This is a genomic window from Amycolatopsis sp. NBC_00355, assembly GCF_036104975.1.
Lineage (GTDB): Bacteria > Actinomycetota > Actinomycetes > Mycobacteriales > Pseudonocardiaceae > Amycolatopsis.
The window spans coordinates 2694085-2704986 of record NZ_CP107982.1 but is presented as its reverse complement, the minus strand read 5'-3'; the positions used below and the strand labels follow the sequence as shown (position 1 = coordinate 2704986).

Annotated in this window: 11 protein-coding genes and 1 tRNA gene; 8 read left to right on the top strand and 4 right to left on the bottom strand. The window is 72.5% G+C overall.

Translation table 11 applies throughout. The features are described 5' to 3' along the window. The first annotated feature begins 6 nt into the window (after window positions 1-6). Window positions 7-82: transfer RNA gene (locus tag OHS18_RS11165), tRNA-Val, on the top strand. Window positions 83-87: 5 nt separating this feature from the next. Here OHS18_RS11165 and OHS18_RS11160 read toward each other — a convergent pair. Both OHS18_RS11160 and OHS18_RS11155 read right to left on the bottom strand, forming a co-directional pair. Continuing rightward, entirely contained in the window at window positions 88-921 is an 834-nt protein-coding gene (locus OHS18_RS11160) for a hypothetical protein (protein ID WP_328616920.1), read from the bottom strand. Between the two features lie 136 nt (window positions 922-1057). Continuing rightward, entirely contained in the window at window positions 1058-1219 is a 162-nt protein-coding gene (locus tag OHS18_RS11155) for a hypothetical protein (protein ID WP_328616919.1), read from the bottom strand. Window positions 1220-1749: 530 nt separating this feature from the next. Here OHS18_RS11155 and OHS18_RS11150 point away from each other — a divergent pair. Next, on the top strand, window positions 1750-2079 hold the full coding sequence (locus OHS18_RS11150) for a hypothetical protein (protein ID WP_328616918.1): 330 nt from the start codon (window positions 1750-1752) through the stop codon (window positions 2077-2079). Between the two features lie 336 nt (window positions 2080-2415). Here the strand turns inward: OHS18_RS11150 and OHS18_RS11145 are convergent, their stop codons facing one another. After that, window positions 2416-3384, bottom strand: coding sequence for an ArsR/SmtB family transcription factor (locus OHS18_RS11145; protein ID WP_328453309.1), 969 nt, complete (start codon window positions 3382-3384; stop codon window positions 2416-2418). 174 nt (window positions 3385-3558) lie between these two features. Here OHS18_RS11145 and OHS18_RS11140 point away from each other — a divergent pair, with 174 nt between their 5' ends. The 4 genes from OHS18_RS11140 (at window position 3559) to OHS18_RS11125 (ending at window position 9015) form a co-directional block, all read left to right on the top strand. Further along, complete coding sequence (locus OHS18_RS11140; RefSeq protein WP_328453311.1) at window positions 3559-6558, top strand: BTAD domain-containing putative transcriptional regulator; 3000 nt, start codon at window positions 3559-3561, stop codon at window positions 6556-6558. Window positions 6559-6650: 92 nt separating this feature from the next. Next, the gene (locus OHS18_RS11135; protein ID WP_328458893.1) at window positions 6651-7145 is read left to right on the top strand and encodes a SigE family RNA polymerase sigma factor; all 495 of its coding nucleotides are present in this window, start codon (window positions 6651-6653) and stop codon (window positions 7143-7145) included. Beyond that, the gene (locus tag OHS18_RS11130) at window positions 7145-8026 is read left to right on the top strand and encodes a hypothetical protein (RefSeq protein WP_328616917.1); all 882 of its coding nucleotides are present in this window, start codon (window positions 7145-7147) and stop codon (window positions 8024-8026) included. The genes OHS18_RS11135 and OHS18_RS11130 overlap by 1 nt, the downstream gene beginning before the upstream one ends. 128 nt (window positions 8027-8154) lie before the next feature. Then, on the top strand, window positions 8155-9015 hold the full coding sequence (locus OHS18_RS11125; protein ID WP_328453315.1) for a serine hydrolase: 861 nt from the start codon (window positions 8155-8157) through the stop codon (window positions 9013-9015). Window positions 9016-9212: 197 nt separating this feature from the next. Here OHS18_RS11125 and OHS18_RS11120 read toward each other — a convergent pair whose 3' ends face one another. After that, complete coding sequence (locus tag OHS18_RS11120) at window positions 9213-9800, bottom strand: TetR/AcrR family transcriptional regulator (RefSeq protein ID WP_328453317.1); 588 nt, start codon at window positions 9798-9800, stop codon at window positions 9213-9215. Window positions 9801-10084: 284 nt separating this feature from the next. On the opposite strand from OHS18_RS11120, the gene OHS18_RS11115 reads away from it, so the two are divergent. Then, a complete protein-coding gene (locus OHS18_RS11115; protein ID WP_328616916.1) occupies window positions 10085-10231 on the top strand; it encodes an alpha/beta hydrolase fold domain-containing protein in 147 nt (48 codons plus the stop codon). 124 nt (window positions 10232-10355) lie between these two features. Beyond that, on the top strand, window positions 10356-10823 hold the full coding sequence (locus tag OHS18_RS11110; protein ID WP_328453321.1) for a cupin domain-containing protein: 468 nt from the start codon (window positions 10356-10358) through the stop codon (window positions 10821-10823). Window positions 10824-10902 lie beyond the last annotated feature (79 nt).

Sequence of the window (10902 nt, the reverse complement as noted above, 5' to 3'; positions counted from 1 at the left end):
CGGATCGACGGGTCGTAGCGCAGAGGCAGTCGCACCTCCTCCACACGGAGGGATACGCTGGTTCGAATCCAGCCGCCCGTCACTCACTCACACACGCGTGATGGCGCCGCTCGTGGCCACCAGTTCGGGCACCGTTCCGGCGAACGTCGGCAGCAGCTGCGCGAGCACCGCCCACGCGTCCGGGTTCGCCCCGATCTCGGTGCGCACCAGCGGCGTCAGCACGGCGGCGACCTCGCCCGCCCGGTGCGGGAACAGCCGGGTGCCGAAGTACAGCACCGCCAGCACGTCCCGCGGTGGGCGGCCGAGCTCGACGTACTCCCGCGGTTCGACGATGCCCGCTCTGCGGAACCGATTCCTGAACTTGGGGTGCGAGCAGAACCGCTCGCGCAACTCGGGAGGACAGTCGATCCGTGTGCCCAGCGCCCAGCGCGCGAAGCCGGGCAACGGCTCCAGTCGATCCGCCTCGGCGACCTCGGCCCAGTCGGGCTTGCCGACGGCCCGCGCCGCCACCCGGCCCGAGCCCATCGTCCGCGCCTCGCGCAAGCCGCCGATCAGACCGTGCCGGCTGACCGGGACGTCCGGTTCCGCGTGCGAGCAGTACGGCCGCCCGCAGTCGATCTCCACCGGCAGCGGCCCGGTCGCGGTACCGAACGGCAGGCCACGCAGGATGTCGCGCTTGAGCTCGTTGCCGACGCGGGATTGGTGGAACACCAGCCGGTTCGTACCGGGATCGTCGCGTTCGAGCATCCACAGCAGGACCGACCGGGGCGAGTCCAGCCGGTCGAGCTCCCACGCGGCGCCCGCGTCGGTGAGCGGCTCCGGGGCGCCGATCCCGAGTCGCCGCCGGACCACGGCCGCGTCGTCCTGCTCGATCAGCGAGAGCAGGAAACGCACCCCCGCCGTGGTGTTGCCACTGTTCACGACGGCGAGTATCGCAGAACGCCCGATGTGACCGCGCCGGATTTCGCGCGCGCCCGGCTCCCGGCCCGCTGTCGTCACGTGCGAGGGCCAGGGACTACCCGCTTCGCGCGCCGCCCTGGCCGAGGGGGAAGCCGAATTAGAGCACCGTGAACCGTTCTCCGGCGGCGAACTCCAGCGAGGAGCGCGGCTGGCCCAGCAGCGGGGTCGAGCCACCCGGCACGACCAGGGTGTAGTCGTCGGCGGTGGGTATCCCGGCCACCTCGACCGTGGCCCGTTCGCCGCGGTGGGTCAGGATCACCTCGCTCACCACGGACGAGCCGCCGATGGTCAGCAGGGAGCAAGCCGAGCAGGCCGAACGCCGGCAGGGTGTTTTCGCCGGGGCGCCAGGTCCCGCACCGCCAGGCGACCAGCCACAGGGTCAGGGCCATCCCGCAGAAGCCGGCGATGAGCAGGCCGGCGTCCGCGGTGAACACTTCCTGGTGCGCGGCCACGATCGCGAGCGACGCCGAAGACCCCAGGACGGCCTTCGGCGTGCCTTGGCGCGTTTCCCCGCCCGTCGAGCAGCTACCGTGCCCCTCCCGCGCTGTTGCCGTGGGCACGCGGAAGGACGCGGGAAGTTGCCTCGGCTTTCGGGAAGGGCCCTGGGGTGGCGACCGGTCGGCGTGGCAGCACGAGCTTCCCGTTTCGACGATGCAAGTGGACGCGCTTCCGAAATAAAGCTCGGCACTCCCGTTTCAGTCCTCCGTGAAAGGGTTGACGCTGGACGGCCGGTGAGATTGTACTGGCTTGCGTCAAAACCGATAAGCCGTCAAAGAAGGTTTGAGGTTGATGATGGTGAAAAAAATATCTGCCAAGATCGGCGCAACGATTACCGCTTTTGTCGGCGCCGGTGTGCTGCTGCTGGCCACCTCCGCTCCGGCCGCGGCGTCTCCGGCGACCGCGGCGACCGCTTCGAGCATGGCGACCGACGGTTGTGACGGCACTGGTCTGCCGCCCTCCAACACCACGGTCTACTACAACAGCTACGACCCGTGGCTGGGCTGGACCGCGTGTACCCAATGCAATTGGGATGCGGATCTGCTGGCTACGTTCGGCTATGCGACCTACTGCTGGGAGACCGTCTCCAATGGTCAGCGGGCCGAACTGTGGATCGGGTGAATCGGGATACGATCCCTGTTGAGCGGATGAACGGACGCGCGGCGCGAATTTCGGTCGCCGCGTCTCGATTCCTGCTGGTCTGGTCCGCGCTTCTGCTGACGGTTTCCGCGCTGGACGTTTCCGGTCTGTGCGGGGCCGCGAAGTTGTGGACCGCGGTGGTTTCGGTCCGGTAGTCGGTGACCGGGGTCGACGAGGCGGTCCGTCGTGGACTGCGTGTTCGCGCCGCTCGGCCGAGTGGCCGTCTACGACGGCACGGCGTGAGCTGCCGCCTCGTCGGGCCCGCCGCTCGGCACCGGTTGCGGGGCCGGCCGGGAGATGGTGCCCGCGCGGGTTTCTTCAGCCGCAGAGCAGGGAAGAGCCGCGCTCCGAAAGTTCGTGGAACGCCGAGCCGCGGGAGCGGCCGGTGGTCACCAGGCCCGCTCCGCGCAGCACCGAGGTGTGCTGGCTGGCGCTGGCCAGCGAAATGCCGGCCGCGCGGGCCAGTTCGGTGGTGTTCACCCGGGGAAGGGTCGCGATGACGCGCAGGACCTCGGCCCGGGTGGGGCCGAGCAGGGTGTTGAGCGAGCGGTCGGACCCGGCGGGGGACGCGGCCGCCCAATCGGGTTCCGGGGAGACGGGGTAGACCAGCACGGGCCGGTCCGGCTGGCGCAGCAGCGTGATCGGGCCCGGCCAGCAGAAGAGGGACGGCACCAGCGTCAGCCCGGAGCCGCCGAGGATCAGGTCCTGCTCGACGGGGTAGGCCAGTTCGAGGACCGGGGCGCGCCAGCGGGCCGAGGGGTGCAGGGTGGCCAGCACGGCCTCGAAACCCCGGGTCACGGCCAGTTCCGCCCGCTTCCGGCGGTCGGCGCGCACGTGGCGCCGGATGGTTTCCCAGTGCGGCCGCACGGCCGTGTTGTGGTACGTCGTCAGCGCTTCCCCGAGCAGTTTCAGGGCCGGCACGTTGCCGTCGGCCAGGTCCGCGGGCCAGGACGCGATCCGGGTGCCGGACGCGAGCTGCGCGATGTCGGCGCGCAGCCGGGCGCGCGGGGTGCCGAGGACGAGGTCCAGCCCGGTGCCGAAGTCGGCGACGTCCCCGGACGGCGTGAGGAAGTCGGGGGAGTAGCCCGTCGGCCGGCTCAGCGTGCGCAGCACGCCGGTGGGCCGGGCGAGCCGTGCCGGCAGGCCGCGCTGCCAGCCTCGGAAGCGCTGGTCGGCCGGTGCCGGCGTCGTCTGGTGCAGGCTGAGCAGCACCTCCCACATCGGGTCGGGCTCGGCGAGGATCCGCACGCGCCCGAGGTCGGCGTCGGAAAAGTGGATGCGAAGCATGAATCCCCCAGTTGGTGACAACCCGACCATATGGTGTGGTGACGCCGGAACGCTGTACCATTCCTGGACGCTGCTGGATCGCGTTCTTCCTGCGGATTCGGTGAACTTCGGCGGCCCGACCGGCAGAATCCGGCGGCGACCGGCAGGAACAGGGGAAGACTTGCGAGGGGGCCGATGACGCTGGGGGAGCGGCTGCTGGCGTACCGGCGGCGAGCCGGGATCAGCCAGCAGGACCTGGCCGCGCGTGCCGGGGTCAGCGTGCGGACGTTGCGGGACATCGAGCGCGGCGAGGTGCGCCGGCCGCACGCGCGGTCACTGGCGAAGCTCCTCGACGCCACCGGGCTGGAGAGCGCCGGCAGCCCGGCTCCCGCCGACCCGGCCGGCGGGTTTCGCGTCGAGGTGCTGGGCCCGCTGATCGTGCGGCGGGATGGCCGTGAGGTACCGCTCGGCTCGGTGATGCAGACGCGGCTGTTGGGGCTGCTCGCCCTGCGCGCCAACCAGGTCGTGTCCCGTGCGGACGTCGTGGAGTTCCTGTGGGGCGAGGAATCCCCGGGATCGCCGGTGAACCTCGTCCAGACCTACGTCTCGCGGCTGCGGAAGTTCTTCGCCGGCCTGGACGCCGATCCCGGGCTGGTGACCCGGGTCGGGCCGGGCTACCGCCTCGGCCTGGCGCCCGGGCAGAGTGATCTGCTGGAGTTCACCGAAGCCCTGTCGCAGGCGCAGGAAGAGCGCCGGGCGGGCGATTCCGCCGCGGCCGTGCGGTCCTACCGGTCGGCTCTGGCGCTGTGGCGCGGTCAGGTCCTGGACGGCGTCCTGCTGCCCGCGGCCCCGCACCCGGTGGTCGTCGCGGTCACCCAGCAGCGCCTCACCGCCGTGCTCGGCTACGCGGATCTCGCGGTGCCGCTCGGCCACCACGACGACGTCCTCGACCGGCTGCGGGAGGCGGCCTTCGCCGACCCGCTGCACGAAGGGCTGACGGAGCGGATCATGCGGGCCCTGGCCGCCTCGGGGCAGCGGGCGGCCGCGGTCAACGTCTTCCTCGCCTTCCGCGGCCGGCTCCGGGAAAACCTCGGCCTCGAACCGGGTCCCGAACTGCAGCGCACCTACCTGCACAGCATCCGCGAGGAACCGGGCACCCCGACCCCGGCCCTGCTCAGCCGCCGAACCGGCAGCTCGGCGGCACCCACCCCCGCCGAGCTGCCGCCCGACCCGTCGCGGTTCATCGGCCGGGACGCGCAGCTGCGGCTGCTGGACGAGTTCGTGTTCGACGCCGCGCCGCACGCCTCGGCGCGGGTCGTCGTGCTCAGCGGCACCGCGGGCGTCGGGAAGTCGGCGCTGGCCGTGCGGTGGGCGCACCGGATGCGCCACCGCTTCCCGGACGGGCAGCTGCACGCCGGTCTCAACGGCTTCTCCACGGTCGGCACCCGGTCGGCGGGCGAGGTGGTGGCCGCGTTCCTCACCTCGCTCGGCGTCGCGCCCGCCACCATCCCGGTCGATCTCGACGCCCGGGTCGCGCTCTTCCGCTCGGTGCTGGCCGACCGCCGGATGCTGCTGGTGCTCGACGACGCCGTCAGCCCCGACCACGTGCGCCCGCTCATCGCCGCCAGTCCGCACTGCGCCGTGCTCGTGACGAGCCGCAACAGCCTGGCCGCGCTCACCCTGCACGTTGACGCGCTGCTGGTCGAGCTCGACGTGGTCTCCCGCGAGGAAGCCGTCGCGCTGCTGCGGGCGTCGTGCGAGCGGGAGGCGGCCGAAGCCTCGCCCGCGGCTCTGGCGGAGCTCGCCCGGCTGTGCGCGCACCTGCCGCTCGCGCTGCGGATCGCCGCCGCCAACATCGCCGGCCGGAAGACGGTCGCGGAGTACCTGACCGTCCTCACCGAAGGCGATCGGCTCGCCGGGCTCTCCCTGGGTGGCGACAGCCGTTCCGCGGTGCTGACGGCCTTCGAGATGTCCTACGCCGCGCTCCCGCCGGAGACGGCCCGGCTGTTCCGGTTGCTGGGCTCGCTGCCCGGCGCCGACGCCGGGATGCCGGCCATCGCCGCGCTGGCGGGTGTCGGCGTGGAGGAGGCGGCGCGGATGGTCGACCGGCTGGTCGCCGCGCACCTGGTGCAACGACGTCCGGGCGGCCGGTTCCAGACCCACGACCTGCTCCGCCTGTTCGCCGGGCAGCGCAGCGCCCGCACCGACGACGAAGCCGACCGGGCGGCGGCGCTCGAGCGGTTGTTCGACTACTACCTGGAGACCGCCACCCAGGCGACCGCGACGCTGTACCCGGGCATGCTGCGGCTCTCGGAGCTGCGCCAGTACCCGCCGGCGCCCTGGCGGGAACGGGTCGATCCCGGGGTCTGGCTGGCCGCCGAACGCGCCGGTTTCGCGGCCGTCGTGGCGCACGCCGCCGAGCACGGGCCGCAAGCCGTGGCCTGGCAGCTGATCGACGTGCTCCGCGGCCACCTCTGGCGCACCTACGACCCGTCGTCGTGGTGCACGCTGGCGCTGGCCGGGCTCGACGCGGCGCGGCGGGAGGGCAACCGGGCCGCGGAGGCGGCGATGCACTACAGCCTGGGCGCGGCGCACCGCTACGGGCTGCGCGACCTGGTGGCTTCCCGGCAGCACCTCGACCAGGCCCAGCGGATGCTCCGGGAGCTCGGCGACACCACCGGCTGCGCCGCGGCGCTGGACAGCCTGGGCATGGTGCTGCACGAAGCCGGTGAGTCCGGTCCGGGCCTGGCGGCGCTGGAGACGTCGCTGGAGCTGTGCCGTGAGGCCGGGTTCGTGGTGGGGCAGGCCAAGGTCCTCGGCAACGTCGGTCTCGTCCTGGCCACGATGGGCCGCACCGAGGAGGCGAGACAGCGCCTGGCCGAGGCGGCCGCCTTCGCCGCCCGGCTCGGTGATCGTCACCTCGAAGCGACGGTCCAGCACAACCTGGGTTACGCCCGGGCGTGTGACGGGCGGTTCATCGAGGCCGAGCGCAGCTACCAGCAGGCCCTGCTGATCCGGGAGGACATCGGTGACGCCGAGGGCCGGGCCTCGACGCTGGAGAAGATCGGCACGCTGCTGCACGACACGGGCAACCCCGCCCACGGGACGCGCTATTGGGAGGCGGCGCTGGTCGTCTTCGACGAGATCGCCCACCCGAAGGCGGCCGAGGTCCGCGCCCGGCTCGGCCAGTACTGACCCCGGTGCGCCGGCCCGCCCGGAGCCGGGGCGCCGAAAAGATCTCGGGCGCGACTGCAACAGAACCCGGGGCAGGTGGCCTCTTGAGAGGTGTGCGGTTCGAAGAGTTCTCCCGTGAGCAGCTGCCGGGCCTGGTGCGGTTCGCCGCGGTGCTGACCGGTGACCGGGAACTGGCTCAGGACGTGGTGCAGGACGCGCTCGTGCGGGCGCACCAAGCCTGGCGGCAGGTGGCGGCGGCGGATCGGCCCGACCTGTACATGCGGAAGATCGTCGTCCACGGTTACCTCCGCTGGCGGCGCCGCTGGTACCAGCGATCCGTGCACCCCACCGCCGACGTCACGCGGTTCCGCGAGCCGGCCGCACCCGATCCGGCGCGGCGGATCGCCGACGCCGACCAGCTCACCGGCCTGCTCGCGCGGCTGAGCCGCGCCCAGCGAGCGGCGATCGTGCTGCGGTTCTACGAGGACCGCGACGACGACGAGATCGCCGCGGTCCTCGGCTGCGCGCCCGGAACGGTGCGCAGCCACGTCTCGCGCGGCCTGAGCGCGCTGCGTGTCCAGCTCGACGAAGACAAGGAGATCGTGTGATGACCGACCTCGACGAGGTGCGCCGGGCGCTGCGCGCGCAGGAGTCGCTGGCGCCCGATCCCGGCGACGTGCTCGCCGTCGCCGCCCGACGCATCCGGCGGCGCCGCACGATCAGCGTCGCCGCGGTGACGCTCACGGTCGCCGCCCTGGGCGTGGGAGCCGTCGGCGTGCTGGATCGGGGCACCGCCGTGGTGCCCCCGGCCACGCTCGCGAGTCCCTCGCCCACCGCGGCGACCGGGCCGGCGGCCGGCGGGAAGGTGCCCCCGGACGCGCCGGCGACCAGTCTCGAGGACAGCTCCTGGGACTTGATGTTCTGGGCCGTCCAACCGCACTTCGCGAGCGTGCACTACGCGCAGGAGCACCGGTACGCGTTCGAGATCGAAGTCCGCGACGGCACCGCGCCCGGCAGCGCGGCGGCCGCGAAACCCTCGGCCGCCGGCCAGCTCCCGCACCCGCAGTCGGTCATGTGGCAGGACGGACCGGATCGCTGGGTCTGGGTGCGGACCACGAAGCCGGTGACGGCCGCGGAAATGCTCACCCTGCTGGCGAAGATCGGCACCAAGCCGCCGGTGATCGCGTCGCCGCTCAAGTCGCTGCGGGTCCCCGGCGGGCAGAAGGCCGACTCGTTCACCGCCGAGCCCGAGACCAACACCCTGGTGCTCTGCCCCGATTCGGCGCTGGGGAAGGCCCCGCTCGACAGCCGGTGTTTCTCCCTGACCGTGTCCTTGACCAGCAGAGCCGCGGACAGCGGCTTTCCGCAGGACCCGCTGCCCCTGCACCAGCACCGGCGGCTCGGGGCCTACACCCTCGAAATCGACAGCACGCACGCCAACGGGCAGGCCGCGCGGGAAGTGCTGGACTCCGTTCAGCTCACTCGATGAGGTTCCACCGCACCGCCGGAATCTGATCCGCCCTCCCGATGGGCTCGGCGGTTTCCGGAAAGCCGTTGTCCACGCGGGGGTTCCGCGCGTCCGCGGCACCGGTGAACGGCCCGGCCGAGGGAGTCCCGATGCGTGTTTCCGTGCTCGTCGTCGTGGTGGGAGTCATCGTCGGCGTGCTCGCCGCGGCGGTCTGCGTCCGGCCCCCGGACGTGCCCGCCGCGGCGAGCACACCGGCGGCGCCGGACATCCCTCCGCCGTTCCCGGGGACGCGTGCGGTCACGCCGATTCCCCGGGAGGCCGAGGTGAGGGTCGATGTCCGGGGTGAATGGTCCTGGGCGCTGCGCGAGTCGGACACCGGTGCCGTGGTCGGTGCCGGAACCTTGCGCACCACGGCCGGGTCCGTGATCAAGATCTGGCTCGCGGTGGATTACCTCGCCTCGCGGGAGTCGCGGATCCCGGCCGACGACGAGGCACGGGTGAGCCGGATGCTCCGGCTCGGCGACGATCGTGCCGCGCAGACGCTGTACCTCCGGCTCGGCGGGGACGCCTCGATCGCCCGGATGATCCGGACCTGTGGGTTGCGCGACACGACGATCCACCCGGGCCGGTGGTCCAAGACCACGATGCCGGCGACCGACGCGACCCTGCTCGGCCGGTGCGTGGCCCGCGGCCCGGGCGTGAGCCCGCAGTGGCGGGCCGGGATCCTCGACCTCATGCGGTCGGCCGATCCCGCGACCACGTTCGGCATCGCGGAGGCACCGGCCCTCGCGGGGCTGCGCCCGGCGGTCGAGAACGGCTGGACCCGGCACGGGAACCGGTGGGCGGTGAACTGCCTGGCGATGTGGGACCACTGGGTGCTCGCCGTCATGGTGCGCTACCCGGACCGGGGTGACGGGCGCCGGTACGGCGCCGAAGTGTGCAAGAGCGTCGCCCAGCAGCTGTTCGGCCGGGCCGGCATCGGTTCGGCCGCGGGGACGGGAAGCAAGTGACGCGACACCCGCCGGCTCCGTCGGAAGCTGCGGGCGGTGAACATGAGGCAGCGCAGGGCCCCGTGCTCGTTCCGGGCTGTTCCGCTTTGCCGTCCGCTCGGTCGTCGCACACCTTGTGCTTCGACCGAGGCGCGCGCCGTGCGGCGGGACAGCCCAAAAGCCGGTGAAGGTCGGACTCCGCGTCATGCCGGAGTTGTTCACCTGCCGCGTTTCAGCAGACCGTCCAGGTAGATGTCGGTCTGACGGCGGGCAGCGGGCTGCCAGTCCGGGACGTGGGGGAGGCCCTGCGCCAGCAGCGCGCCGAAGCTGACGATGTCGGCCCTGGTGACGTCGCTCCGGAGCGTGCCGTCGTCTTGTCCTCGCTCGAGGATCGAGCCCAGGGTCCGGTGGGCCTCGTCCCGGAGTGCGACGGTGGCCGCGTCGCTCGGCGCGGGCCCGCCGTGCATCGGCAGGACCAGGTCCGATCCGTGCTCGATGGTCTGCTCGAGGAAGAACCGGATCCCGTCGATCGCCGGGCCGTCGAGGGCCGCGGCCCGGCGGGCGGTCTCGAGCACCAGCCGGAACGACCGGTGGGTCAACGCGCCGAGCAGCGCGTCCCGCGAGGGGTAGTGGCGGTACACGGTCCCGACGCCGACCCCGGCGTCCGCCGCGATGGTGGCCATCGGGACCGCGATCCCGTCCCGGCGGACCGCGGCGGCGGCGGCCACCAGGACCCGGTCGCGGTTGTCGGCCGCGTCCCGGCGTGGCCCTCGTCGCCGGACGACCCTGTCCTGTTCATCGGTCACGGCACCGATCATCGCAGCTCGCCGGCCCGTAGGCGTCGTTGACAGGCCTTTAGTCGGACGATATCGTCCGTTTAAGGCGCACGAGTGACGGGAAGAAGGACCTCTGTGACGTTCACCGTCGACCCTCGGGTCGCCGCGATCCTGGCGCCGATGGCCGAAGCCGTGGCCGCCGCACCCCGTCCCGCCGCGGGCGACGTCGCGACCCGCCGCGTCGCGCTGTACCTGCACGGCGGCGGGATGAACCTGGGCAGCGTCGCGCTCTCGACGCGCAGATCGCCCGGTACGTGTCCGCGAGCGGGGTGCCGATGCCGGCCGTCGACTACCGGCTCGCCCCCGAACATCGCGACCCCACGCCGATCGAGGATGTCTACGCCAGGCTGCGGTGGCTGCACGACCACGCCGGACCGGAGCTGGTCCCGTTCGCGACGTGAAACCACGAGGACAACGCCACCGGGTGGGCGGCGCTGCTCGGCGACGACGTCGCCCGGCGCGCGGTCGCCGGCCGCCTGTGTGTCCTCGGCTCCCTCTGACCGTCCACTTCGAACGGAGTAACCGATGAGCATGGCTTACCTCGCCCAGCCCGACCAGCAGCAGAAACTGGAGTGGCTCGACGGCGGCACGCTGTCGATCCTGCTCGACAGCGCGGCCACCGACGGTCAGCTGATGGTCGGCCGGTTCGACGTCGAGAAGGGTGAAGCGCCGCCGTTCCACTTGCACACCAGGGAAGACGAAGTCTTCATGCTCATCAAGGGCACCGCGCTGGTGTGGGTGGGGGAGGAGGAGATGGAGCTGGCGGAGGGCGGCATCGTCTTCCTGCCCAAGAACATCCCGCACGCCTACCGCATCACGTCCGCGAAGGCCGACCTGCTGGTGATCAACACCCCGGCGGGCATCGAGGGCATGTTCCGCCACGCCGGCCGGGACCGGGCCGAACCCCGCCCGGACGGCTTCGAGATCTCCCCGGAGCGGATGGCCGAGGCAGCGGAGAAGTTCGGGAACGTGATCGTCGGCCCGCCGCGCTGACCGCGGTTTGTCCGGGACCGATTTCCTCAGTGATCTGGACCTTTGGGGGAACTCGGGAGACGCCGGCCTGGTTCCGCCG